The sequence below is a fragment of the Sphingomonas sp. MM-1 genome (assembly GCF_000347675.2).
Taxonomy (GTDB): domain Bacteria; phylum Pseudomonadota; class Alphaproteobacteria; order Sphingomonadales; family Sphingomonadaceae; genus Sphingomonas_E; species Sphingomonas_E fennica.
The window spans coordinates 351,962-376,384 of record NC_020561.1 but is presented as its reverse complement, the minus strand read 5'-3'; the positions used below and the strand labels follow the sequence as shown (position 1 = coordinate 376,384).

Annotated in this window: 20 protein-coding genes; 13 read left to right on the top strand and 7 right to left on the bottom strand. The window is 66.9% G+C overall.

Translation table 11 applies throughout. The features are described 5' to 3' along the window. The first annotated feature begins 92 nt into the window (after positions 1-92). From radA to G432_RS01715, 5 genes are all read left to right on the top strand, one after another. Positions 93-1,457, top strand: a complete 1,365-nt coding sequence (gene radA / locus G432_RS01735) for a DNA repair protein RadA (RefSeq protein WP_015457087.1) — start codon at positions 93-95, stop codon at positions 1,455-1,457. Between the two features lie 68 nt (positions 1,458-1,525). Continuing rightward, the gene (locus G432_RS01730) at positions 1,526-2,071 is read left to right on the top strand and encodes a CvpA family protein (RefSeq protein ID WP_015457086.1); all 546 of its coding nucleotides are present in this window, start codon (positions 1,526-1,528) and stop codon (positions 2,069-2,071) included. Positions 2,072-2,113: 42 nt separating this feature from the next. Further along, positions 2,114-2,557, top strand: coding sequence for an iron-sulfur cluster assembly scaffold protein (locus G432_RS01725; protein ID WP_015457085.1), 444 nt, complete (start codon positions 2,114-2,116; stop codon positions 2,555-2,557). After that, positions 2,554-4,329, top strand: coding sequence for a cation:proton antiporter domain-containing protein (locus tag G432_RS01720; RefSeq protein WP_015457084.1), 1,776 nt, complete (start codon positions 2,554-2,556; stop codon positions 4,327-4,329). Before G432_RS01725 ends, G432_RS01720 begins: the two co-directional genes overlap by 4 nt. After that, positions 4,326-4,670 (top strand): DUF423 domain-containing protein, encoded by a 345-nt coding sequence (locus G432_RS01715; protein WP_015457083.1) that lies wholly within the window; start codon positions 4,326-4,328, stop codon positions 4,668-4,670. Before G432_RS01720 ends, G432_RS01715 begins: the two co-directional genes overlap by 4 nt. 33 nt (positions 4,671-4,703) lie before the next feature. On the opposite strand, the gene hutU is transcribed toward G432_RS01715, so the two are convergent. Genes hutU through hutI form a run of 4 tightly spaced genes read right to left on the bottom strand, consistent with a single transcriptional unit; the run spans position 4,704 to position 9,914 of the window. Then, positions 4,704-6,368, bottom strand: a complete 1,665-nt coding sequence (gene hutU / locus G432_RS01710; protein ID WP_015457082.1) for a urocanate hydratase — start codon at positions 6,366-6,368, stop codon at positions 4,704-4,706. After that, positions 6,365-7,186, bottom strand: a complete 822-nt coding sequence (hutG, locus tag G432_RS01705) for an N-formylglutamate deformylase (RefSeq protein WP_015457081.1) — start codon at positions 7,184-7,186, stop codon at positions 6,365-6,367. Before hutG ends, hutU begins: the two co-directional genes overlap by 4 nt. Beyond that, positions 7,183-8,706, bottom strand: a complete 1,524-nt coding sequence (gene hutH / locus G432_RS01700; protein WP_015457080.1) for a histidine ammonia-lyase — start codon at positions 8,704-8,706, stop codon at positions 7,183-7,185. The genes hutG and hutH overlap by 4 nt, the downstream gene beginning before the upstream one ends. Next, positions 8,703-9,914, bottom strand: coding sequence for an imidazolonepropionase (hutI, locus tag G432_RS01695; protein ID WP_015457079.1), 1,212 nt, complete (start codon positions 9,912-9,914; stop codon positions 8,703-8,705). Before hutI ends, hutH begins: the two co-directional genes overlap by 4 nt. Before the next feature lie 64 nt (positions 9,915-9,978). Here hutI and G432_RS01690 point away from each other — a divergent pair, with 64 nt between their 5' ends. The 6 genes from G432_RS01690 (at position 9,979) to G432_RS01665 (ending at position 16,473) form a co-directional block, all read left to right on the top strand. Beyond that, positions 9,979-11,352, top strand: coding sequence for a formimidoylglutamate deiminase (locus G432_RS01690; RefSeq protein WP_015457078.1), 1,374 nt, complete (start codon positions 9,979-9,981; stop codon positions 11,350-11,352). After that, a complete protein-coding gene (gene hutC / locus G432_RS01685; RefSeq protein ID WP_015457077.1) occupies positions 11,349-12,053 on the top strand; it encodes a histidine utilization repressor in 705 nt (234 codons plus the stop codon). The genes G432_RS01690 and hutC overlap by 4 nt, the downstream gene beginning before the upstream one ends. A gap of 178 nt (positions 12,054-12,231) precedes the next feature. Next, the gene (locus G432_RS01680; protein WP_015457076.1) at positions 12,232-12,729 is read left to right on the top strand and encodes an SRPBCC domain-containing protein; all 498 of its coding nucleotides are present in this window, start codon (positions 12,232-12,234) and stop codon (positions 12,727-12,729) included. Beyond that, positions 12,729-13,481: a glutathione S-transferase C-terminal domain-containing protein gene (locus tag G432_RS01675; RefSeq protein WP_015457075.1), complete on the top strand. Its 753-nt coding sequence runs from the start codon at positions 12,729-12,731 to the stop codon at positions 13,479-13,481. The genes G432_RS01680 and G432_RS01675 overlap by 1 nt, the downstream gene beginning before the upstream one ends. Positions 13,482-13,510: 29 nt before the next feature. Beyond that, positions 13,511-15,814: a TonB-dependent receptor gene (locus G432_RS01670; RefSeq protein WP_015457074.1), complete on the top strand. Its 2,304-nt coding sequence runs from the start codon at positions 13,511-13,513 to the stop codon at positions 15,812-15,814. Positions 15,815-15,942: 128 nt separating this feature from the next. Then, positions 15,943-16,473, top strand: coding sequence for a nuclear transport factor 2 family protein (locus G432_RS01665; RefSeq protein WP_015457073.1), 531 nt, complete (start codon positions 15,943-15,945; stop codon positions 16,471-16,473). Positions 16,474-16,522: 49 nt separating this feature from the next. On the opposite strand, the gene G432_RS01660 is transcribed toward G432_RS01665, so the two are convergent. The 3 genes from G432_RS01660 to G432_RS01650 all read right to left on the bottom strand — a co-directional run bounded on the left by G432_RS01660 (position 16,523) and on the right by G432_RS01650 (position 22,523). Continuing rightward, positions 16,523-18,772, bottom strand: a complete 2,250-nt coding sequence (locus G432_RS01660; protein ID WP_015457072.1) for a TonB-dependent receptor — start codon at positions 18,770-18,772, stop codon at positions 16,523-16,525. A gap of 178 nt (positions 18,773-18,950) precedes the next feature. Then, positions 18,951-20,108: an LLM class flavin-dependent oxidoreductase gene (locus tag G432_RS01655; protein ID WP_015457071.1), complete on the bottom strand. Its 1,158-nt coding sequence runs from the start codon at positions 20,106-20,108 to the stop codon at positions 18,951-18,953. Positions 20,109-20,225: 117 nt separating this feature from the next. After that, positions 20,226-22,523 (bottom strand): ATP-dependent helicase, encoded by a 2,298-nt coding sequence (locus G432_RS01650; RefSeq protein WP_015457070.1) that lies wholly within the window; start codon positions 22,521-22,523, stop codon positions 20,226-20,228. A 123-nt stretch (positions 22,524-22,646) separates the two neighbouring features. Here G432_RS01650 and aqpZ point away from each other — a divergent pair, with 123 nt between their 5' ends. Beyond that, positions 22,647-23,357: an aquaporin Z gene (gene aqpZ, locus G432_RS01645; RefSeq protein ID WP_041864754.1), complete on the top strand. Its 711-nt coding sequence runs from the start codon at positions 22,647-22,649 to the stop codon at positions 23,355-23,357. A gap of 228 nt (positions 23,358-23,585) precedes the next feature. Next, positions 23,586-24,416: a PEPxxWA-CTERM sorting domain-containing protein gene (locus G432_RS01640; RefSeq protein WP_015457068.1), complete on the top strand. Its 831-nt coding sequence runs from the start codon at positions 23,586-23,588 to the stop codon at positions 24,414-24,416. The last annotated feature ends 7 nt before the right edge of the window (positions 24,417-24,423 follow it).

Below are 24,423 nucleotides of genomic sequence, written 5' to 3'. Positions count from 1 at the left end.
TCGGGATGACGGTCATCGGCTGGTGAACGCCGGCCGTTGCATCCCCCGATATGCCCAGCTATGTTCCCGATCTGTTCGGGATCGGGAGCATCATGGCCAAGCCCCAGAAGCGTTATGTCTGCCAGGCCTGCGGCAGCGCCACGAGCAAGTGGCAGGGCCAGTGCGTGGATTGCGGCGAATGGAATTCGCTGGCGGAGGAAGCATCCAACGTCACCGTCTTTTCCGCCCGGCATGACCTGCGGACCGGCGGCCGCGTGTTCGAGCTGGCGGGGCTGGACGCGGACGTGGCCTTGCCGCCGCGCATGGCGACGGGCATCGCCGAGTTCGATCGCGCGCTGGGCGGGGGGCTGGTGGCCGGCTCCGCCACGCTGATCGGCGGCGATCCGGGCATCGGCAAATCGACCCTGCTGCTGCAGGCGGCCGCGCGGATCGCCATGGCCGGCGGCGATGTCGCTTATATTTCGGGCGAGGAAGCGGCCGATCAGGTGCGGCTGCGCGCCCGCCGGCTGGGGCTGGGCGACGCGCCGGTGAAGCTCGCCTCCGCCACGTCCGTCCGTGATATCCTGGCGACGGTGGGGCAGGGGCAGGCGCCCGCGCTGCTGGTGATCGATTCGATCCAGACGATGCATTCCGACGTGATCGAAGGCGCGCCGGGCACGGTGAGCCAGGTCCGCGCCTCCGCGCAGGAACTGATCCGCTTTGCCAAGGAACGGGGCACGGCCCTGATCCTCGTCGGCCACGTCACCAAGGACGGCACGATCGCCGGCCCGCGCGTGCTGGAGCATATGGTGGATACGGTGCTGGCCTTCGAAGGTGAGCGCAGCCACCAATATCGCATCCTGCGTGCGATCAAGAACCGCTTCGGCGGCACCGACGAGATCGGCGTGTTCGCCATGGCCGAGGGCGGGCTGGACGAGGTGACGAACCCCAGCGCCCTGTTCCTGACCCATCGGGGCGAGGAGATTGCCGGCGCCACGGTGTTCCCCGCGATGGAAGGGACGCGGCCCGTGCTGGTCGAGATCCAGGCGCTCGTCGTCCGCCTGCAGAGCGGGGCGACGCCGCGGCGCGCCGTGGTGGGTTGGGATTCGGGCCGACTTGCGATGATCCTGGCGGTGCTGGAGGCGCGCTGCGGGCTGAGTTTCTCCACGGCGGAAGTCTATCTGAACGTGTCGGGCGGCTATCGCCTGTCCGATCCGGCGGCCGACCTTGCCGTGGCGGCGGCGTTGATTTCGGCGCTGGCGGAACGGCCGGTGCCGCCCGACGCGGTGGCGTTCGGCGAAGTCGCCCTTTCGGGGGAGGTCCGGCCGGTGGCCCATGGCGGCCTCCGCCTGCGCGAGGCGGCGAAGCTGGGCTTTACCGGCGCGCTGGTGCCCAAGGGCAGCGAGAATGGCGCGCTGCGCCTCGCCGAATTCGCCACGCTGGGCGGGCTGGTCGATCACCTGCTGGGGCGGGGATAGGAAGATTTTATCGGCGGGATGGCGTTATGGGATCGCCAGTCGAACGGGAAATGCCGTAGCAGGCGTGCATGAATCTTACGGCACTCGATATCGTCGTCCTCCTGCTGATGGGCGGGGGCGCCATCATGGGCGGCCTGCGCGGCTTTTCGGCCGAGATGCTGTCGCTGTTCGCCTGGGTGGCGGCGATCCTGGCGGTGAAGGCGGGGCATGGCCCGGTCACGGCGATGCTGGCCGGCCCGGTCGGCACGCAAATGGGGGCGGCGGTGCTGGCCTTCGCCATCATCTTCCTGGCGGTGTTCGTCGCGGGCAAGCTGATCGCCGGGCGCATGGGCCGGCAGGTGCGGCAATCGGTGCTGGGGCCGGTGGATCGCGTGCTGGGCTTCGGCTTCGGCGGTATCAAGGGCCTGATCGTGGCGACATTGCTGTTCCTCGCCGTCGGGCTGGTGAACAGCGTGATCTACGGCGCGGCAGCCGAGCGGCCGGATTGGGTGCGCGAATCGCGCACCTTCCCGCTGCTCAACGCCAGCAGCCGCGCCATCGTCGATTTCGTGGAGATGCGCACGCGTGGGCAGGATGACGGCAAGGCCGCGCAGGATAATGCCAGCGGCGGATAAATTCGCGCTGCGGGGGTGACGCTGGCGGGCTGCGGCGCCTAAATGGCGCTCATGTCGAGCGCGCTATACAATAAGGATATCCTGCGGCTGGCGACGGCCATTCCCCATCTCGGCCGGCTCGACCATGCCGATGCCAGCGTGGAGCGGCGATCGCCGGTGTGCGGCAGCCGGGTGACGGTGGATGTCGCCGTGGATGGCGAGGGCCGGATCGTCGCCCTGGGGCAGGATGTGCGGGCCTGCGCGCTGGGCCAGGCTTCGGCCGCGATCATGGGCGGCCACGCCATCGGCCGCGACGCCGCCGAGCTTGCGGCCGCGCGCGATGCACTGGCGGCGTTCCTGGCCGGCGAGCGCGACGATCCCGGCGCGTGGCCGGGCCTCGACATCTTCGCGCCCGCCCGCCCGCACAAGGCGCGGCACGCATCCATCAGGCTCGCCTTCGAAGCCGTGGCCGAGGCCGTGGCCCGCGCGACGGAGACGGTGGCGTGAACGAGGAACATGTGACCACCCTGCTGCTGCGCGATGGCGTCGTGCTGCTCGGCACGGCGCTGGTGCTCGTCATCCTTTTCCGCAGGCTCGGGTTGGGCGCGGTGCTCGGCTATCTCGTCGCAGGCGCGCTGATCGGGCCGCAGGGACTGGGGCTGGTGGGCGATGCCGAAGGCAAGCTTGGCATTGCCGAGCTTGGCATCGTGCTGCTGCTGTTCCTCGTCGGCCTCGACCTCCATCCCAGCCGGCTGTTCCGGTTGCGGCGGGACATTTTCGGATTCGGGCTGGCGCAGGTGGCGCTGTGCGGCGTGGCGCTTTCCGCCTTCCTGTTCGCCAGCACCGGATTTTCGATGGCGGCGGCGATCGCACTGGGCCTGCCGCTGGCGCTCTCCTCCACGGCGCAGGTGCTGCCGATGCTGCGATCGGCGGGGCGGCTGAGCACGCCCTTCGGCGAAAAGGCTTTCTCGATCCTGCTGTTCCAGGATCTTTCGATCGTGCCGCTGATAACGATCATCGCGGCCCTTTCCCGCGCGCCGGCCGATCCTTCGGCGCCGCCGGGCTGGCTGCTGGCCGTCTATACCGTGGGGGCGATCATCGGCCTGGTGCTGTTCGGCCGGCTGATCCTGAACCCTTTGTTCCGCCTGATTGGCGGGCTGGGCGAGCGCGAGCTGTTCATCGCCGCCGGCCTGTTCACGGTGATGACGGCCGCCGCCGTGATGGAGGCGCTCCACCTTTCGACCGCGCTGGGCGCGTTTATCGCCGGCATGATGCTGGCCGATTCGCCCTACAGGCATGAGCTGGAAGCCGATATCGAGCCGTTCCGCACGATATTGCTGGGTCTCTTCTTCCTCGCCGTCGGCATGCTGCTGGATCTGAACGCGGTGGCGATGCGCCCCGTCTTCGTGCTGTCGCTGGCGGCGGCCGTGGTGGCGATCAAGACGGGGGTTATCTTCGTGCTTGCCCGTCTGTTCGGCCTGGCGAGCCGGCAGGCCTTCGCGCTTGGCCTGCTGCTGAGCCAGGGCGGCGAATTCGGCTTCGTGCTGTTCGCCCAGGCGAAGGCGGCGCAGCTCATCGCGCCGGAGGCTGCCAGCCTGTTCGGCGCGGTCGTCACGCTTTCGATGGCGACCACGCCCTTCCTGATGATGCTGTCCCGTCGTTTCGTGAACAAGAAGGCGGCCGATCGGGGCGATCTGGAAGGGCCGCACGCGGGCGCGGAAGGATCGGCGATCGTCGTCGGCTATGGCCGCTTCGGGCAGACGGTGGCGCAGATGCTGATGGCCAAGGCGGTGGACGTCACGCTGATCGACAATGCGGCCGCGACGATCGATCGCGGCCAGGATTTCGGCATGAAGGTCTATTATGGCGACGGACGCCGGCTCGATCTGCTGCGGCTCGCTGGCGCCGAGACGGCCCGTGCGATCATCTTCTGTATCGACGATCGCACCCTAAGCCGGGACGAGCTGAAGACGGTGATGTCCGCCTTCCCGCATGCGGCGATCCTGGTGCGCGCTTATGATCGGCGGTCCCTGATGTCGCTGAGCGGCCTCGATCTGGCGGCATCGGTGCGCGAGATGTTCGAATCCGCGGTGCTGATGGGGCGGCATGCGCTGGAGGCCGTCGGCATTCCGGCCGAGGAGATCGATCGCGTCGAGGATGAGTATCGCGAGCGCGATGCCATCCGGCTGGAACTGCAAAGCCAGTCCGGCGATCTGCGCACCGCCAAGAACATGATGTTCCGGCCGGGCAATCCCATGGAGGAGATCAAGGAAGGATGAAACGCGGGGGATGGCTGGTGGCGCTGGCCGGGCTTTCGGGCGCGCTGGCGGTGGCGGCAGGCGCGTTCGGCGCGCATGGCGCATCGGGCAAGGCGGTGGAATGGCTGCGCACGGGCGCGACCTACCAGCTCGTCCATGCCGCCGCCGCGCTGGCGGCGCTGGGCCTGCCACGGGGCAGGGGCGCGGCTTTGCTGATGCTGGCGGGCGCGCTGGTCTTCAGCGGCACGCTCTACGCCATGGCTTTCGGCGCGCCACGCTGGTTCGGCGCGATCACCCCGCTGGGCGGCGTCGCCATGATCGGCGGATGGCTGCTGCTGGCGCTGGCGGCGTTCCGGCGCTGAGATAAGGGGCCGCATCGGGGCGGCCCCGCCTTTTCAGAGGATGCCGGGCAGGTCGAGGCCCTTCTCGCGCGCGCAATCGATCGCGATGTCGTAGCCGGCATCGGCATGGCGCATCACGCCGCTGGCAGGATCGTTCCAGAGCACCCGTTCCAGCCGGCGCGCGGCGGCCTCGGTGCCGTCCGCCACGATCACCATGCCGGCATGTTGGGAAAAGCCCATGCCCACGCCGCCGCCATGGTGGAGCGACACCCAGGTCGCGCCGCTGGCGGTGTTGAGGAGGGCGTTGAGCAGCGGCCAGTCCGACACCGCATCCGATCCGTCCGCCATCGCTTCCGTCTCGCGGTTGGGGCTGGCGACGGAGCCGCTGTCGAGATGATCGCGGCCGATGACGATCGGCGCCTTCAGCTCGCCCGATGCCACCATCTCGTTGAAGGCGAGGCCCAGCCGGTGCCGGTCGCCGAGGCCGACCCAGCAGATGCGCGCGGGCAGGCCCTGGAAGTGGATGCGCTTGGCCGCCATGTCCAGCCAGTTGTGGAGGTGGGGATTGTCCGGGATCAACTCCTTCACCTTGGCGTCGGTGCGGGCGATATCCTCCGGGTCGCCGGACAGCGCCGCCCAGCGGAAGGGGCCGATGCCCCGGCAGAAGAGCGGGCGGATATAGGCCGGCACGAAACCGGGGAAGTCGAAGGCGTTGGCGACGCCCGCTTCCAGCGCCATCTGGCGGATATTGTTGCCGTAATCAACGGTGGGCACGCCGGCGGCCTGGAAATCGAGCATGGCGCGGACGTGGACGGCCATGGACTGCTTCGCGGCCGCCGCGACCGAGGCGGGATCACGCTCGCGCGCTTCCGCCCAGTGTTCCAGCGTCCAGCCGACCGGCAGGTAGCCGTTCACCGGATCATGGGCGGAGGTCTGGTCCGTCAGCAGATCGGGGCGCACGCCGCGCCGATAGAGTTCGGGCAATATCTCCGCCGCATTGCCGAGCAGGCCGACGGAGACGGCTTTCCTTTCGGCACAGGCCTTCTCGATGATCGCCAGCGCTTCCTCGATGGTCGAGGCGGCGTGATCGAGATAGCCGGTGCGCAGCCGCATCTCGATCCGCGAGGGCTGGCATTCGATGGCGAGGCAGGATGCGCCCGCCATCACCGCCGCCAGCGGCTGCGCGCCGCCCATGCCGCCCAGCCCGGCGGTCAGCATCCATTTGCCCGAAAGATCGCCGCCATGGTGCTGGCGGCCCATCTCCACGAAGGTTTCGTAGGTGCCCTGCACGATGCCCTGGCTGCCGATATAGATCCACGACCCGGCCGTCATTTGGCCATACATGGCCAGCCCCTTGCGATCGAGCTCGTGGAAATGCTCCCACGTCGCCCAGTGGGGCACCAGGTTCGAATTGGCGAGCAGCACGCGCGGGGCATCGGCATGGGTGCGGAACACGCCCACCGGCTTGCCCGACTGGATCAGCAGCGTCTGATCGTCCTCCAGCCGCTTCAGCGTCTCGACGATCCGGTCATAGCTTTCCCAGTCGCGCGCGGCGCGGCCGATGCCGCCATAGACGACCAGTTCCTCCGGCCGTTCGGCGACGTCCGGATGGAGATTGTTCATCAGCATGCGGAGCGGGGCTTCGGTGAGCCAGCTTTTCGCGGAAAGCCCGGTGCCGGTGGCGGGGCGGATGACGCGGCTGTTGTCGGTGCGGGTCATGCTTGGTCCTTGGCGAAGGCGATGCAGGCGGTGAGCGCGGCGCGCAGCACGGCGGCGAGCGGCGCGGCGTGCGCGGGATCGAAGGGCGTGGGCCAGTTTTCGGGGGAGAAGGGGCCGGCGGGCTCGCCCATATAGCCCCGGCAGGCGAGCTCCATCTGGATGGCGTGGATGCCCTTGCCCGGCGCGCCATAATGGCGGGTGATCCAGCCGCCCTTGAAACGCCCGTTGGTGACGCGCGAAAAGGCCGATGCGTCGCACGCCGCTTCCACGGCGGCGGCCAGCCCCGGCGCGCAGCTCAGGCCGTCATTGGTACCGATGTTGAACTGGGGCAGCGCGCCATCGAACAGGCGCGGCACATGGCTGCGGATCGAATGCGCGTCGTAGAGGACGATCGCTGGATGGATGGCGCGCAGCCGATCGATCTCGGCGCCGAGCGCGGCATGATAGGGATCGAAATAGCGGGTGCGGCGATCGGCGATCGCGGCTTCATCGGGTTCGGCGCCGGCCCGGTAGAGCGGCTCGCCGTCGAAGGTCTCGACAGGGCAGAGGCCGGTGGTCGCCTGCCCCGGATAAAGCGAGGCGCCGGAAGGATCGCGGTTGACGTCGATCACCGTGCGCGACAGGCGGGTGCGGACGGTGGTGGCGCCCAGATCGCGCGCGAAGGCGTAGAGCCGGTCCACCCACCAATCGGCGTCCTTGCGCCCGATCCAGGGCGACGCCAGCCCCGCCTCGATATGGGCCGGGATGTCCGCCCCCGTATGGGGGAAGCTGACGACCAGCGGCGCCGTGCCGCGATGGATTTCCAGCCAGTCCGTCATGCCACACCGGGCAGGGCGGCAAGCGCGGCGATCCGCCCGCCGGCCACCAGCGCGGCAGCGGCTGCGATATCGGGGTGGAAATGGCGATCCTCGCCCAGCGTGGGCACCTGTTCGCGCAGCAGCGCGCGGGCGGCCTCCAGCACCTCGCTGGACTTGAGCGGCGCGTGGAAATCGCACCCTTGCGCGGCGGCGAGATATTCGATCGCGATCACGCCGCGCGCATTCTCCGCCATCGCCAGCAGTCGGCGCGCGCCATGGGCGGCCATCGACACATGATCCTCCTGGTTGGCGGAGGTGGGGATGGAATCCACGCTGGCGGGGTAAGCGCGCTGCTTATTCTCCGAAACCAGCGCGGCCGCCGTCACCTGCGGGATCATGAAGCCGGAATTCAGCCCCGGATGGGGGGTGAGGAAGGCCGGCAGGCCCGAAAGCGCGGGATCGACCAGCATGGCGATGCGGCGTTCGGCGATCGATCCGATCTCGCAGATCGCCATGGCGATCATGTCCGCGGCGAAGGCCACCGGTTCGGCATGGAAGTTGCCGCCGGAAAGCGCCTCGTCCGTATCGGCGAAGATCAGGGGATTGTCCGAAACGCCGTTCGCTTCGGTGGCAAGGGTGTGGCCGGCCTGGCGCAGCAGATCGAGCGCCGCGCCCATCACCTGCGGCTGGCAGCGCAGGCAATAGGGGTCCTGCACGCGGGCATCGCCTTCGAGGTGCGAGGCACGGATGGCGGAGCCCGCCATCAGCCCGCGCAACGCCTCGCCCACCGCGATCTGGCCGGCATGGCGGCGGAGCGCGTGGATGCGGGGATCGAACGGCGCGTCCGATCCCTTGGCCGCTTCGGTGGAAAGCGCGCCGGTGACAAGGGCGGTGCGGAACAGGTTCTCCGCCTCGAACAGGCCGGCCAGCGCGTTGGCGCAGGAGAATTGCGTGCCGTTGAGCAGCGCCAGCCCTTCCTTCGGCCCGAGCGTCAGCGGTTCGAGGCCGGCGGCGGCGAGCGCGGCGGTCGCGGGCATGGCGATACCGTCGCTGATGATCTCGCTCACGCCGATCATCGCGGCCGCCATGTGGGACAGGGGGGCGAGATCGCCGCTGGCGCCGACCGACCCTTGCGCGGGGATGACGGGGGTGAGCCCGCGCGCCAGCATGGTTTCCAGCATCGCCACCGTTTCCGGCCGGACGCCCGACGCGCCATGGGCGAAGCTGGCGAGCTTCAGCGCCATCATCAGCCGGGCGATCGGCACGGGCATGGGATCGCCCACCCCGGCGGCATGGCTCAGCACGATATTGCGCTGGAGCGTGGCGAGATCCTCGTCGCCGATGCGGACGCTGGCGAGCTTACCGAAGCCGGTATTGATACCGTAGACCGGGGCGCCGCGGGCGAGGATGCGTTCGATAGCGGCCGCGCTGGCGGCGATGGCCGGCGCGGTGGCGGCATCCAGCCGCGCATTGGCGCCGCGATAGATGGCGCGCCAGTCCGCCAGCGTCGCTTCGCCCGCCTTGAGGATGATTTCGGTCATCGACCACTCCGGATACGGGCATGGAGCGGGTTGAACCCCATGCGATAGACAAGTTCGGCCGGCCGCTCGACCGACCAGATGGCGAGATCGCAGGCCTTGCCGGCCTCCAGCGTGCCGGTGCGATCCTGCAGGCCCAGCGCCCGCGCGGCCTCGCGCGTCATGCCGGCCAGGCATTCGGGCACGGTCAGGCGGAACAGGGTGGCGGCCATGTTCATCGCCAGCAGCGGCGAGGTGAGGGGCGAGGTGCCGGGGTTGCAATCGGTGGCGATGGCGATGGGAACGCCGGCGGCGCGCAGGGCATCGATCGGGGGGCGGTGCGTATCCCGCACGAAATAGAAGGCGCCCGGCAGCAGCACGGCGACCGTGCCGGCGGCAGCCATCGCCGCGATGCCGGCATCGTCGAGATGCTCGAGATGGTCGGCCGAAAGCGCGCCGTGGCGGGCGGCCAGCGCCGCGCCGTGGAGGTTGGAAAGCTGTTCGGCGTGGAGCTTCACGGGCAGCCCGCGGGCCTGGGCGGCGTCGAACAGCCGATCGACTTGCGCGGGCGTGAAACCGATGCCTTCGCAGAACGCATCGACCGCATCGGCCAGCCCTTCGGCGGCGACGGCCGGCAGCATCTCGTTCGCGACCGCCGATATATAGCCCTCGGCATCGCCCGCATATTCGGGCGGCAGGGCATGGGCGCCGAGGAAGGTGGTGCGGACGGTGACGTCGCGTTCGCGGCCGAGCGCGCGGGCGGCGCGCAGCTGCTTCATTTCATGATCGAGGGCGAGGCCGTAGCCGGACTTGATCTCCACCGTCGTCACGCCCTCGGCGATCAGGGCATCGAGGCGGGGGAGGGCGGAGGCGACAAGCTCCGCCTCACTCGCCGCGCGGGTGGCGGCCATGGTGGAAAGGATGCCGCCGCCGGCCCGGGCGATCTCCTCATAGGAAGCGCCGGCCAGCCTCAGTTCGAATTCATGGGCGCGATCGCCACCATGGACGAGGTGGGTGTGGCAATCGATCAGGCCGGGGGTGATCCAGCGGCCCTCGCAGTCGATGGTCTCGATGGCGTTGAAGGCAGGGGCGTCGGCGGCGGGGCCGGCATAGAGGATCAGCCCGTCGCGGCAGGCGACGAGGCCGTCTTCCACCTCGCCCAGGCCCGGCAGGCCGGGCGCCAGCGTCGCGAGGCGGGCGTTGCGCCACAGGCGATCGCAACCTTCCGTCATCCGCCTCCCTTTCGCTCGACTGCAATAATGTCTATACATATTCGCGAACGAGGGAGCCTGTCCAGTGGAGCGAGAAAGCGATCTGAATTTCACGCATTTCGCGAGCCTGCTGCTGCCGGACGGCTGGGCGCGGGACGTGCGCGTCGGCGTTTCCGGCGGCCGGATCGCGCGACTCGAACGGGGCGTGGCGGCGGAAGCGGGCGACGCGCGGATCGCGATCGGCCTGCCGGGCATGGCCAACCTGCACAGCCATGCCTTCCAGCGCGCGATGGCGGGGCTTACCGGCCTGCGCGGGCCGGGATCGGACAGTTTCTGGACATGGCGGGAATGGATGTATCGCTTCGTCGGCCGGCTGACGCCGGACGAGGTGGAGGCGATCGCGGCGCTCGCTTATGTTGAGATGATCGAGGCGGGATATACCCGCGTGGGCGAGTTCCATTACCTCCACCACGACATCGGCGGGCGGCCGTTCGCCGACCCGGCCGAGATGGCGGCGCGGATCGCGGCGGCATCCGAAACGGCGGACATCGGGCTGACCCTGCTGCCGGTATTCTACGCGCAGGGCGGCTTTGGCGGCGCGCCGGCCGGGCCGGGGCAGGCGCGGTTCCTTTCCACTGTTGACAGCTATGCCGGCCTGATCGAGGCGAGCCGCCGGGCGCTGGCGCCGATCGCGGATGCCGTGACCGGCATCGCCCCCCACAGCCTGCGCGCGGTGACGCCCGACGCGCTGACGGCGATCCTGCCGCTGGCGGAAGGCGGGCCGATCCACATCCACATCGCCGAGCAGGTGCGCGAGGTGGAGGACTGCCTGGCGTGGAGCGGCCGGCGGCCGGTGGAATGGCTGTTCGATCACGCCCCGGTCGACGATCGCTGGTGCCTCGTCCACGCCACCCACATGACGGCGGCGGAGACCGGCAGGCTGGCGGCATCCGGCGCGGTGGCGGGGCTCTGCCCGGTGACGGAGGCGGACCTTGGCGATGGCCTTTTTCCGGCGATCGATTATCGGGAAGCCGGTGGCTGCTGGGGCGTGGGGACGGATTCCAACGTGCGGATCGATCTGGCCGACGAGTTGCGGCTGCTGGAATATGGCCAGCGCCTCCACCATCGCGCGCGCAACGTGCTGGCGGGGGAAAACCGTTCGGTCGGGCGCTGCCTGTTCGAGGAGGCGCTGCGGGGCGGCGCGCGGGCGACGGGCGCCGTGGCGGGATTGCGCGAAGGCGGCCCGGCGGACTGGCTGGCGATCGATCCGGCGCATCCGGCGATGATCGGCCGCGCGGACGATGCCGTGCTGGACAGCTTCATCTTCGCGGGCGGGCGCGATGCGATCGCGGGCGTGTGGCGCGGCGGCCGGCAGGTCGTGGCCGAAGGCGTGCACCATGCCCGCGCGGCGGTGACGGCACGCTATGCGGCGGTGCTGGGCAGGCTGCTTGCCGCATGACCACGCTCAACCGCCGCATCCGCGATTATCTGGAGGAGAAGATCCTCTCCGGGGCCTGGCCGCCGGGGTATCGCATCCCCTTCGAGCATGAGCTGATGGCCCGGTTCGATTGTTCGCGGATGACGGTGAACAAGGCGATCGCCGCGCTGGTCGAGGCGGGGCTGGTGGTGCGGCGCCGGCGCGGCGGCTCCTTCGTGGCGGAGCCGCGCGTGCATGCGCCGGTTCTGGCGGTGCCGGACATACGCGCCGAAGTGGAGGCACGGGGCCGCCGATATGGGCTGAAGCTGCTCGCGCGGCAGCGGCGCGCGGCCGATCCCCGATCCGAAGGCGAGGCGCAACTCGCCCGCGGCGGAGACCTGATTGCGATCGATTGCCTCCACCTTGCGGATGATCGCCCATTCGCGCTGGAGGAGCGCCTGATCGGCCTTGTCGCGGTGCCCGACGCGGCCGATGCCGATTTCGCGAAAGTGCCGCCCGGCACCTGGCTGTTGGATGCCGTGGCCTGGACGGAGGCGGAGCACCGCATCGCCGCCGTGAACGCCGATTCCCGGCAGGCGGCGCTGCTGGACGTACCGCTGCATACCGCCTGCCTTTCGATCGAGCGGCGCACCTGGCGGGGCGAGATGGACGTCACCCATGTCCGCCAGATATATCCGGGATCGGACTATGATCTGGTCGCCCGGTTCACGCCGAAATCCTGATTTTCCGATCGGCTGCTGAGGCGGATTGGCAACGGTTTATTCGCAAAGCGTCAATTCGAACGTTTTGTAATGTCGGTTTGCGTATTGGGCCATTGACGCGCCCCCCCGATAGCTGCCAGAGGAAAGCCCACGGCCCGCCGCCCAGCGGACAAGAAGGCCGACTCTTTAGGAGAAGGCAATGGCCCTGACCGACGGCATGGACCTGGACCCGGCGAACGTGGTGCGTTCGGAGCGCGTGGAGATCGATGCGCCCGCCGCGATCGTGTGGGAGATCCTGACGGATTTCGCCAATTACAAGGCGTGGAATCCGTTCTGCATCGATTGCGACAGCCGCCTGGAGATCGGCGCGGCCGTGAACATGAAGCTGGCGAGCTACACCGTGCCCGGCCAGGTCGTCGACAATGTGGAATATATCTGTGCGATCGAGCCCGAGCGCCTGATTTCTTGGGAGCTGCCCTTCATGGAAATCTGGCCCTATCCGGCCCGGCGCGACCAGATCATCGAGCCGCTCGGCCCGGATCGCTGCGCCTATAACAGCACCGACGCCTTCTTCGGCGACAACGGCATCCATGTGATGCGTTTCTGCGGCGACTGGGTGAAGCGCGCCTTCGACGATACCGCCCGGGCGCTGAAGGCGCGGGCGGAAGCCATCCATTCCGAACGGAAGGCCGCCTGATGTTCGAAGTGCTGGGCATGAGCAGCCCCAACGTCCTCAAGCTCGTGCTGATGCTGGAGGAATGCGGGTTCGATTATCGGCTGCGCCACGTCGACGTGTTCGCCGGCCAGCAGTTCGACCCGGCCTTCCTCGCCATCAGCCCGAACAACAAGGTGCCGGTGCTGATCGATCAGCGCGGGGCGGAGCCCTTCGCGGTGTTCGAAAGCGCATCCGCGCTGCTCTATCTTTCCGAGGCATCCGGCCTGATGATGCCGGCCGACGCGCATCTGCGGTCGCGGGCGATGTCCTGGCTGATGCTGCAGACGGCGTCCGTCGGCCCGATGTTCGGCCAATATGTCCATTTCTTCCGCTACGCGCCGGAGGATGAGCGCGGCTATGGCCTGCGCCGCTACGAAAGCGAGGCCGTGCGCATCCTGGGCGTGCTGGAAAGGCGGCTGGCCGAAAGCCCCAATCTCGCGGGCGGGGAATATGGCCTGGCCGATGTCGCGACGCTGCCGTGGATCCGCACCGCCGACAGCATCTTCCCGCTGTTCAAGCGGGAAGGGGCCTGGAACGAATTTCCGGCGCTGCGCCGCTGGTTCGAGGCCGGGCTGGCGCGGCCGGCGACGGGCCGGGCGGTGGCCGCGCTCGATGCCCTGCTTTCCGATGATGTCGCCGCTTTCGGCCGTGCCGACAGCGATGCGATCGACCGCTTTTGCGGACGTGGCCGCCACGACCATTCCGCCAAACTGAGTGCCGCAACGACGGCCTGACCGACGACTGGGAGGAGTATCTAGTGTATATGACCCGTTTCAACCGCGGCGCGAGCCTGCTCGCGCTGGCGATGGCGTTCGGCACCGTGCCGGCGCTGGCGCAGGAGACGGCGGCCGATGCCCCGGCCGGCAATGGCGGCCTTGAGGATATCGTCGTCACTGCCCAGAAGCGCAGCGAGAACGTGCAGCAGGTTCCGATCGCCATCTCGGCGGTCAATTCCGAATATCTGCAGTCGCGCGACATCAGCTCGATCGACCAGCTCGGCTCGGTCGCGCCGAACATGAAGATCGATCGCGCGCCTTCGAACAAGACGATCTCCCAGATCGCGATCCGCGGCTCGGTGACGATCAACCCCGCGATCACCTGGGAACCGGCGGTCGGCATGTATGTCGACGGCGTCTACATCGCCAAGGCGCAGGGTTCGATCTTCGACATCGCCGATCTGGAGCGGATCGAGGTGCTGCGCGGGCCGCAGGGCACGCTTTATGGCCGCAACACGCTGGCCGGCGCCGTCAACCTCGTCACCAAGAAGCCGAGCGGCGAGCTGGGCGGATCGGCCGAGCTGACCTACGGCAATTTCGATGCCTGGAAGCTGAAGGGCGTGCTCGATCTGCCGCAGATGGGCATCTTCTCCGCCAAGGTCTCCGGCCAGATCCAGAAGCGCGACGGCGTGATCAAGGTGGAAGACAATGCCTTCGGCATCACCGACACCAACGATCTCGACAATCAGAGCTTCATGGTCCAGCTCCGCGCGCAGCCGACCGACAATCTGACGCTCGATTACGCTTACGACTATTCGAACTTCAACCAGCGGCCGGACTATGCCCAGCTCTACAAGGTGAACCAGAACGGTCAGCCGGGCGACATTTTCGATCCGAACAGCGTGGGTTATTCCGGCATTCCGCTCGGCATGTTCGCCAACAAGGATCGTCAGAAGACCGCGCATATCGATGCCGACGTCTATGAAAAGACGCGGACGCAGGGCCATGCGCTGACGGCGAGCCTCGACCTGGGCGACGCGACGATCAAGTCGATCACCGCCTATCGCAAGCTGCGCTTCCACGACAATCTCGATCTGGACGGATCGCCGCTGGATATCGCCAACACCGCCCGGAACGTGAAATATCACCAGTTCAGCCAGGAACTGCAGGTTTCCGGCAAGGCGTTCGACGATCGCATCGATTATGTGGCGGGCCTGTTCTACTTCAAGGATCATTCGGAAACGGACAATCCGCAGGCGTTCTTCTTCCACTCCACCAACTATGATTCGACCTATGGATCGCATACGGAAGCCTATGCCGCCTATGCCCAGGTCGATTTCCACGCGACCGACAAGCTCGTGCTGACCGGCGGCCTGCGTTACAACCACGAAACCAAGGACATCAGCCGTTATCTGGCCTTCAACGGCATGCCGCTGATCGACGTAGCCTATGGCGATGTTCCCAAGGCCAAATATAACAATCTGAGCCCGGCCGCGACGGTGCGTTACGAGATCACCGATCGCGTCAACGTCTATGCCCGCTATGCCCGCGGCTACAAGTCCGGCGGCTTCAACGGCGAAACCAACGAAGTCGTCATGCCGACCACGGATTGCCCATCGGGCGCGCCGGAACTGTGCAATCCCTACAAGCCGGAGAAGGTCGACAGCTACGAAATCGGCTTCAAGAGCCGCATGCTGGACAACAAGCTGCAGCTCAACGTCGCCGGTTTCTGGGACGAGCATAAGGATATCCAGCTTGCCGTGTTCAGCGGTTCCGGCGCGGCTGCCTCGGTGGTGCGCAACGCGGGTGCCGCGCGCATCCGTGGCATCGAGATCGAGGCCATCGCTCGGCCGGCGGATTTCCTGACGTTCAACACCTCCTTCTCGATCCTCGACGCCAAGTATAAGTCGTTCATCGAGGATGACGCGAACGGCGTTCCCCAGCAGGTGGCCGACAACCGTGCCTTCCCGCACACGCCGAAATACACCGCCTCGATCGGTGCGGACTGGCGTGTGGTGGAAGGAGACTGGGGAAAGTTCAACCTGATCGGCGACCTGAACTACGTCTCGAAATATTACACCTATCCCTATGCGATCGACGTGACGGGTCCGTCGGACCAGACGGCGATGACCACGCAGTCGCAGGGCCGCACGATCGTCAATCTGCGCGGTGTGGTGTCGGATGTGCCGCTGGGCGGTGTCGAGGCGCAGTTCTCCTTCTGGGTGCGCAACCTGTTCAAGGAGAACAATCCGCAGAACTTCATCGATTTCGGGCCGAGTTTCGGTGGCATGACCGTGGCTTACTTCCCCGATCCGCGGACCTACGGCATCACCGCCGGCATCCGCTTCTGATGAAAATATCCGCGCCGGGCGGCCTGCCCGGCGCGGAAACGGATGTGCGGATCGTCCCGGTCGGGGCCATCCGCATGCCAAGCCCCTTTCCGGCCAGCCGGGGAGGGGCTTTGCTTTTGGGAGAGGATATGGACGCGCGCATTCAGGACCTGCTGGACCGGGAGGAGATCCGCCAGCTCATCACCACTTATTGCCAGGCGGCGGACCGCCACGATCATGAGAAGATGCGCACGCTCTATCATGCGGATGCGATCGACGATCATGGCGCGATGTTCTGCGGGCCGGCGATGGAGTTCATCGACAAGCTGCCCGAAATCCAGGCGCCGATGGAAATCCTCCATCATAATGTGACGACCATCAACCTCGCGATCGACGGCGATTATGCGGAGGGCGAGGTCTATCTGCTGGCGCTGCATCGCGCGAAGACGCCCGACGGGCCGATGGATGTGCTGGTGGGCGGCCGCTATTTCGACAAATATGCCCGGCGCGAGGGGCGGTGGAAGTTCCTGCACCGGGTGATCGTGGCCGACTGGGCGAACATCCATTCGCCGTCGATCATCGATCTGGAGCATCCCTTCCTGGAGGGCGCGAAGATCGGCAGGCCCGGCCCGGCCGATCCCTCCTATGGCTTTTTCCGGCTGATCCGGCGCGGGGCCTGACTAAAAAAAGAGGCCCCGGCGGACGTATCCGCCGGGGCCCGATATCCGATCAGCGGCGGATCGAGAGCGTCACCGAATAACGCCGGGGATCGCTGAAGAAGCCTTCGCGGAAGCCGAAGGTGGCCGATCCGTCGAAGCCCGCCGTCAGCACCTGCTTGTTGGTGACGTTATCCACCGCGAAGCGCAGCGACGTGCCGTCCCACGGCAGGTCGAAATCGGCGCTGAGGTTCAGGATCGCATGATCCGGCGCCCGCAGCGGCGAGTTCTCGACGTCGATATAGGTGAGGCTGCGATAGCTGGCGTCCGCGCGGAAGGTGGCGTCCAGGCTGTCGGTGATCGGCTGGGTGTAGACCAGGCTCAGGCTGCCGGTGATGTCCGGTGCCTGCTTCAGCTTGCGATCGGTGAGGTCGGTCAGCACGCCGTTGATGTAGGATTCGAACTCCAGATATTTGGCGTCGAGCAGGCCCAGCGAGCCGTTGACGCGGAGGCGGGAGGTGACGCGCGCGTCCAGCTCCAGCTCCAGCCCCTGGATGCGGGACTTGCCGGCATTCTCGTAGGTGACGTTGAGGTTCGTCTTGTTCACCAGCAGCTGCTGGTCCTTATATTCGTTGCGGAATGCCGCGAGGTTGATCGTCACCGGGCCGAAGCTGCTCTTCACGCCCACTTCATAGGCGGTCAGGTGCTCCGGATCGTAGGAGCCGATCTCGGCCTCCGCCGTGGGACGGCCGTTGAAGCCGCCGCTGCGGAAACCCCGCGACCAGGAGGCATAGCCCAGCACCCCCGGCTGGAACTTGTAGCTGAGCGAGGCGCGCGGGCTGAAATTGTCCCAATGCTTCGACAGCGTATAGGGGTAGAAACCGGGGATCAGCGGCTGCTGGCTGTAGATGCGCAGCGATTTCTGCGTGAAGGTCTTCTTCTCATAAGTGTATCGGCCGCCAAGCTCCATGACGAGCGCGTCGGTGAGATCGTAGGTGAAGTTGCCGAAGGCGGCGTAGTTGGTCGTCTTCTGGCGGTTGTGGAAATCGATGTTGAGATCGAGCGCCTCGGCCAGGGCCGGATCGAAGCCGGCCTCGATCATCGCCGGATAGAGGCCGTCCGCCACGATCAGCCGGGTGTCGTCCCGCGTCTTTTCCCGGAAGAAATAGCCGCCGACCAGCAGGTTGCCGCGATCGCCGAACAGGGGCGTGGTATATTGCAGCTCCTGGCTGAACTGCCGCGCGGTCTCATCATGGATGTCGCCGGCATAATTGACGGCGGACGAGGCATCGCCGTCGCGGCCGAAGACGGCGTTCACCCAGCGATAGGCGGTGATCGACTTGATCGTGCCGGCGCCAAGCTCATGCGAGAGGGTGAGGCCGACATTGGCGGAATCGGCGTCGTCTCGGTTCAGCTCGGGCGTGGAATCCGTCCGGTCGATCCGGTCGGGCACCGTGCAGCAGGGCGCGATCAGCGCGCTCTGCAGATCGGAGATGAAGGTCGGCGTGAAGGCCAGCATCGAGTGCGCGGCCGAATTCTGGCGGCGGTGCAGGCCATCGGCCGTCAGCACCGCATCGAAGGGGCCGCCATCATAATGCAGGGTGATGCGGCCGGCGACGATATTCTTGTTGCCCAGATTCTTGCCGGACGGGATCTTCTGCCAACCTTCGCCGAACTCGCCGAGGCCGGAGATGCCGATCGAGAGCTTGTCCGTCAGTGCGGTTTCCACGTTCGCGCGGGTGCGGACCGTGTTGTAGGAGCCGTAGCGGACATCCGCCTGGAGACGGGTGGTGCCATCGGGAATGTGGCTGACCACGTTGATCGCGCCGCCGATGGTGTTCTTGCCGAACAGCGAACCCTGCGGCCCGCGCAGCACCTCGATCCGGTCGATGCCGAGCAGCTCGGTGGTCGCGCCGAAGGTGCGCGCGACATAGACGCCGTCGATATAGAGGCCCACGGCCGGATCGGCGGTGATGATGAAGTCGTTTTCGCCGACGCCGCGGACGAAGGCGGCGATACCGCCGCTATTGCCGCCCTGGCCGGGAGTGAAATTCAGGTTCGGGGCGATCTGCTGGACGTCGGTGACGGCATCGAAGCCACGGGAATCGAGGTTGGCCTGGCTGACGGCGGTGACGGCGATCGGCACGTCCTGCAGCTTTTCCTCGCGCCGGCGGGCGGTGACGACGATGTCGCTGCCATTATCGGCCGCGGATGCCGCGACGGCATCATCCTGGGCGTGGGCCGCCGGCGCATAGCCGATGGCGGCGGAACATGCCGACAGCATGAGGAGCGCGCGGAGCGCACGCGGGTTGCGAACAGACATTTTTGTTTCTCCCTGAACGGCGCCAGGCGCCTATGGTGGCGCCTAGGCAGTCCGGGGAGCGCAAAGCAACAACAGACAGCGCATATCCGGTGGATATGCGTTGTATGCGGCCCGAAATGATACGTTCTGGTCGCAAGCGCCGAAGCCCTCCGCCGTAGCGGAAGGCTTCGGTATCGCTTTACTCGGCGGCGATCGCCTCGCGCTGCGCGGCCTTGGCGCGGAAGTGCGGGATCACCTTCTCGCCGATGTTGCGGATGGTCTCCATGATCGCCTCGTGCGGGATGGTGCCCATCTGGAAGAGGAACAGCACTTCGTCCGCGCCGGCTTCCTGAAGCCGCGTGCAGTAGCGGATGCAATCGTCGGCATCGCCATAGGCATCCTGCGCGACGGTGTAGTTGCTCGTCATCGCATCGCCGCCGTCGACGATCTTTTCCTCGGAGATATAGGCCACGACATGCTCGCGGGTCTGGGCGAGCGCGGCTTCATTCTCCTCGGCCGAATCCACGTCCACGGTCGGTTTCGGGCCGCCCTGATACCAGTGGGCGATCGCCTCGGCGAAGAAGCGCTGGCCGCGCAGGCCGATGCGGCGGGCCTTCTCGCGATCGTCGAGCACGCAGGCCGCGCAGAAGGCGGCGAGATGCTCGTTCGGGCGGAAGCCGACCTGATCCTCGGGCTTGCGGTTCTTGAAATTCTCCCGATAGATCGCGTTCTTGCGGGCGATCTCCTCTGGGCCGGAGAAGCCGAGCACGAGGGCACCGATGCCGCGACGGCCGGCCAGCTCCAGCGTCGATTCACGGGTGCAGGCATAATAGATCGGCGGGTGCGGATCCTGCACCGGGCTCGGATGGATCGGGCGCGACGGGATCTTGATATATTTGCCGTCATGCTCGACGTGCCCGTCCTTCAGGATCTTCGGGATCAGATACATCGATTCATCGATCATCGGCTGCAGTTCGGCGAGGTCGTAGCCGAAGGTGCCGGCTTCCTGCTGGGTGCCGCCCTTGCCCATGCCGAAGTGGACGCGCCCGCCGGACAGGATGTCGAGCGTGGCGATGCGTTCCGCCACCTTCACCGGGTGGTTCATGGCCGGCGGCAGGCAGACGACGCCATGGCCGATGCCGATCCGCGTGGTGCGGCCGGCGATATAGGCGAGGAAGGTTTCCGGCGCCGACATGTGGGCATATTGGGTGAGCGCGGTGTGCTCCACGGCCCAGACATTGTCGAAGCCCAGTTCCTCGGCCAGCAATACCTGCTCGACGATCTCCTCGAAGCAGCGGCGCTCGGACTCGCGCGAGGGGTCCGCCATCTGCGCTTCGTAGATGATGGAGAATTTCATCGATTCGTTCCTCTTCCCATGGAATTTGAAACGATCATGGCGTGAGTCCCCAGGTGCAGCATCGTCCATTTGGACCAGCCGCGTTGGAGTGGAGGAAGCGATGGTTTTACAAAGGGTTCAGGCCGGATTGACGAAGCTGTCCAGCACGCGCTTGCGGCCCGAAAGCTCGAAATCGATCTCCAGCTTGTTGCCTTCTATCTCGGCGACCGATCCGTAGCCGAACTTGGTGTGGAATACGCGCTGGCCGATGGCGATATCCGATCGCGGCTTGGCGGCGTAGGAGGTGGCGGAGGCCCGCACCTCGACCACGCGCTTGGGCGACGGATCGTAGCCGGCGGCGGCCGCGCGCTGCCACCCCGGCCCGCGTCCGGTACCGCGCCCGATATCGTGGAACGGATCGGCCTGTTCGGACCATTGCGCCCGCCACAGGCTTTCGCCGCCGCTCATCGTCGTTTCGCTTTCGACATGCTCGGCCGGCAGCTCCGCCACGAAGCGCGATGGGATGGAGGAGGTCCATTGCCCGTAGATGCGCCGGTTGGCGGCGTGGAGGATGGTCGCCTGCCGCCGCGCGCGGGTGATCGCGACATAAGCGAGGCGGCGCTCCTCCTCGAGGCTGGCGATGCCGCCTTCGTCGAGCGCGCGCTGCGACGGGAAGACGCCTTCTTCCCAGCCGGGCAGGAAGACGGTGTCGAATTCCAGCCCCTTGGCGGCGTGGATCGTCATCACCGTCACCTTCGCGCTCTCGCGATCGGCGTCATTGTCCATGACGAGGCTGACATGTTCCAGGAAGGCGGGGAGGGTTTCATATTCCTCCATCGCCCGCGTCAGCTCGGTAAGGTTTTCCAGCCGCCCGGCGGCTTCGGCGGTGCGTTCGGCCTGAAGCATCGCGGTATAGCCGGATTCGTCGAGCATCTGACGCGCCAGCTCGGCATGGGGCAGATCGTTCAGCCGATCCCGCCAGCGGGCGATATCGCCGACGAGATTGCCCAGCGATCGCCGCGCCTGCGCGGTCAGCTCATCCGTGTCGAGGATGCGCGCGGCCGCCAGCGTCAGCGGAATCCCTTCCGCGCGGGCGAGCTGGTGGACCTTGGCGACGGCCTTGTCGCCCAGCCCGCGCTTGGGCGTGTTGACGATGCGTTCGAAGGCGAGGTCGTCCGCCGGCTGGTGGATCACCCGTAGATAGGCGAGCGCGTCGCGTATCTCGGCGCGCTCGTAGAAGCGGAAGCCGCCGACGATGCGATAGGGCAGGCCGATCGCGATGAAGCGATCCTCGAACTCGCGCGTCTGGAACTGGGCGCGGACGAGGATGGCGACATCGTCCAGCCTGCCGCCCCGGCGCTGATATGCCTCGATCTCGTCGCCCACGCGGCGGGCTTCCTCCGGCCCGTCCCACACGCCGATGACGCGGACCTTCTCGCCCACGTCGGCCTCGGTCCACAATTCCTTGCCTAGCCGCCCGCCATTATGGGCGATCACGCCGCCGGCGGCCGCGAGGATGTGGGGCGTGGAGCGATAATTCTGTTCCAGCCGGATGATCTTCGCGCCGGGAAAATCCTTCTCGAAGCGCAGGATATTGGCCACCTCCGCCCCGCGCCAGGAATAGATTGACTGGTCGTCGTCGCCCACGCAGCAGATATTCTTGCGCTGCTGAGCGAGCAGCCGGAGCCACAGATACTGCGCGCTGTTGGTGTCCTGATACTCGTCCACCATGATGTAGCGGAAGCGCTGCTGATATTGCTCCAGCACGTCGCGGTGCGTCTTCAGGATGACGAGCATGTGGAGCAGCAGATCGCCGAAATCGCAGGTGTTCACGGCGCGCAACCGATCCTGGTAGAGGCGGTAGAGCTGCTGGCCGCGGCCGTTGGCGAACAGCTCGCTCTCGCCGGCATCGACATCGTCGGGCGTCCAGCCGCGATTCTTCCAGCGATCGATCAGCCCGCCCAGCGCGCGGGCCGTCCAGCGCTTCTCGTCCAGATTTTCGGCGAGGATGATCTGCTTCATCAGCCGTAGCTGATCGTCGGTGTCGAGAATGGTGAAGTTGGATTGCAGGCCGACCAGCTCGGCATGGCGGCGCAGCATCTTGGCGCAGATCGCGTGGAAGGTGCCGAGCCACGGCATGCCTTCCACCGCATCGCCCAGCATCCGGCCCACGCGCTCCTTCATCTCGCGCGCAGCCTTGTTGGTGAAGGTGACGGCCAGGATTTCCGACGGCCAGGCCAGCCGCGTCGCCACCAGATGGGCGAGCCGGGCGGTCAGCGCCGCCGTCTTGCCCGTGCCGGCGCCGGCCAGCACCAGCACTGGCCCCTCCGTTGCCAGCACGGCTTCGCGCTGGGGCGGATTGAGGCCGCGCAGATAAGGGGGATCCGAAGCGGGATCGGCCAGCGCGCCGGGCAGGGAAGGGGGCGAGTGATTCACATGTGAACAGTTAGGGAACGGAGCCCGCCGGGGCAACCTCCCGCGATCCGCGCATTCTATGTTCGTGCTGCGTAACAATACGTGATAGTTTCGCTTTCTCCGTAAGTCGAAATGGGGGTTGTGATGCCTTTGATGCAACGACTCGTGGCTGAACTCTTCGGAACATTCTGGCTTGTCTTTGGTGGATGCGGCGCCGCTGTGCTTGCGGCCAAGTTTCCCGAAACCGGGATCGGCTTTGCCGGTGTTGCGCTGGCCTTCGGTTTGACCGTGGTGACGATGGGCTATGCCATCGGCCATATTTCCGGTTTCCACCTCAACCCCGCGATCACCGTGGGCCTGTGGGCCGGCGGCCGCTTTCCGGCGAAGGACGTGGTGCCCTATATCGTCGCCCAGGTGGTGGGCGCGATCATCGCCGCCTTCATCCTCCTCCAGATCGCCAGCGGATCGCCCGATTTCGTGCTCGGCCCCAACGGCCTTGCCGTGAACGGATATGGGCCGCAATCGCCCGGCGGCTATACGCTGGGCGCGGGCCTGACGATCGAAACGGTGCTGACCTTCGGCTTCCTGATCGTCGTGCTCGGCGCGACGGATAGCCGGTCACCGATCGGCTTCGCGCCGATCGCCATCGGCCTGGCGCTCACGCTGATCCACCTCATCTCCATCCCGGTGACGAACACATCGGTCAATCCGGCGCGCAGCACGGGGCCGGCGCTGATCGTGGGCGGGCTGGCGCTGCAGCAGCTCTGGGCCTTCTGGGTCGCCCCCATCATCGGCGGTGCGCTGGGCGGCTTCGCCTATCGCGCGCTTGCGGGGGATCCGCCTCCGGCCCGCTAACCTGCCTCGGCCGGTATCGGCCGGCTCGTCGAACGGAAGGCCCGTCCGCAGGCGCTGGCGGGCCTTCGTCATTTCGGTATTTTCCATGTCGCGGCCGCTGACAGCGCGCTGTGCGCCTGCGCCCATATATGGCGCATTCCCGTGACTGGCATGGTTCCTGCCTATTCCCTGTCGCCAAAACAGGAGGCTAGGATCATGAAATCCCTTGTAAAACTTTCTGCATTTTGCGTGCTAGCCCTGCCTTTCATCACAGCACCGGCACATGCCGTGACGACGGTCGACAGCTCGGCCTATGCGCTGAGCGCCTCGCTGAGCGCGGTCAACGCCGTGCTGGTCGATATCGGGCCGCTCGCCGCCGCGGACGGCACCGCCGCGCCGGCCTATAACGACAGCGCCGCGCTGGCGACGATCGACCAGCAATTGCAGTTCGCCGGCCTCGGCCTCGTATCGATCAACCAGCGGCTCAACACCGGGGTCGTCACCAGCTCCGCCTCGTCGCCTTATCCGGTGATGCCGACGGGCACGGCCACCTCCGCGATCGCCGGCATCGATATCGGGCTGGAGACGCAGGTGCTGTTCCTGCCGCCCCTGACTATCCTCGGCCTTACGGCGGATGCGATCACCTCCACCACATCGGTGAGCGCGGTGGGCGGGTTGAGCGCCACCGGGGCGACCACGATCGCCGGGCTCGACCTCACCGGCCTTGGCCTGGGCGGGTTGTTCATTGACGCGGCGCTGTTCGTGAACCCCGATCCCAACACCGTGCTGCTCGACCTCCTGGGCCTGCGCATCGTCCTCAACGAACAGACGAGCTGGGGCGACGGCGTGAACAGCATAGGCCTTGCCACCAATGCGCTGCGCATCACCTTCGACGATTTCCTGCTGGGCGGGCGGCTCGTCTCCGGTGACGTCATCCTTGGCCATTCGCAGGCCTCGATCACCGATTTCGTGCAGCAGAACGCGGTGCCCGAACCGGCGAGCTGGGCGCTGATGATCATGGGCTTCGGCCTGGTGGGCAGCGCGATGCGGATCAGGAAGGCGCGTCCGGCCATGGCTTGACGCGTGG

Coding starts and splice junctions, on each gene's coding strand:
- G432_RS01680 (WP_015457076.1), top strand. CDS start 12,232: ATGGCCCTGACCGACGGCATGGACCTGGACCCGGCGAACGTGGTGCGT.
- G432_RS01730 (WP_015457086.1), top strand. CDS start 1,526: ATGAATCTTACGGCACTCGATATCGTCGTCCTCCTGCTGATGGGCGGG.
- hutI (WP_015457079.1), bottom strand. CDS start 9,914: ATGACGGAAGGTTGCGATCGCCTGTGGCGCAACGCCCGCCTCGCGACG.
- G432_RS01715 (WP_015457083.1), top strand. CDS start 4,326: ATGAAACGCGGGGGATGGCTGGTGGCGCTGGCCGGGCTTTCGGGCGCG.
- hutU (WP_015457082.1), bottom strand. CDS start 6,368: ATGACCCGCACCGACAACAGCCGCGTCATCCGCCCCGCCACCGGCACC.
- G432_RS01725 (WP_015457085.1), top strand. CDS start 2,114: ATGGCGCTCATGTCGAGCGCGCTATACAATAAGGATATCCTGCGGCTG.
- hutH (WP_015457080.1), bottom strand. CDS start 8,706: ATGACCGAAATCATCCTCAAGGCGGGCGAAGCGACGCTGGCGGACTGG.
- G432_RS01660 (WP_015457072.1), bottom strand. CDS start 18,772: ATGTCTGTTCGCAACCCGCGTGCGCTCCGCGCGCTCCTCATGCTGTCG.
- radA (WP_015457087.1), top strand. CDS start 93: ATGGCCAAGCCCCAGAAGCGTTATGTCTGCCAGGCCTGCGGCAGCGCC.
- hutG (WP_015457081.1), bottom strand. CDS start 7,186: ATGACGGACTGGCTGGAAATCCATCGCGGCACGGCGCCGCTGGTCGTC.
- G432_RS01665 (WP_015457073.1), top strand. CDS start 15,943: ATGGACGCGCGCATTCAGGACCTGCTGGACCGGGAGGAGATCCGCCAG.
- hutC (WP_015457077.1), top strand. CDS start 11,349: ATGACCACGCTCAACCGCCGCATCCGCGATTATCTGGAGGAGAAGATC.
- G432_RS01670 (WP_015457074.1), top strand. CDS start 13,511: ATGACCCGTTTCAACCGCGGCGCGAGCCTGCTCGCGCTGGCGATGGCG.
- aqpZ (WP_041864754.1), top strand. CDS start 22,647: ATGCCTTTGATGCAACGACTCGTGGCTGAACTCTTCGGAACATTCTGG.
- G432_RS01675 (WP_015457075.1), top strand. CDS start 12,729: ATGTTCGAAGTGCTGGGCATGAGCAGCCCCAACGTCCTCAAGCTCGTG.
- G432_RS01655 (WP_015457071.1), bottom strand. CDS start 20,108: ATGAAATTCTCCATCATCTACGAAGCGCAGATGGCGGACCCCTCGCGC.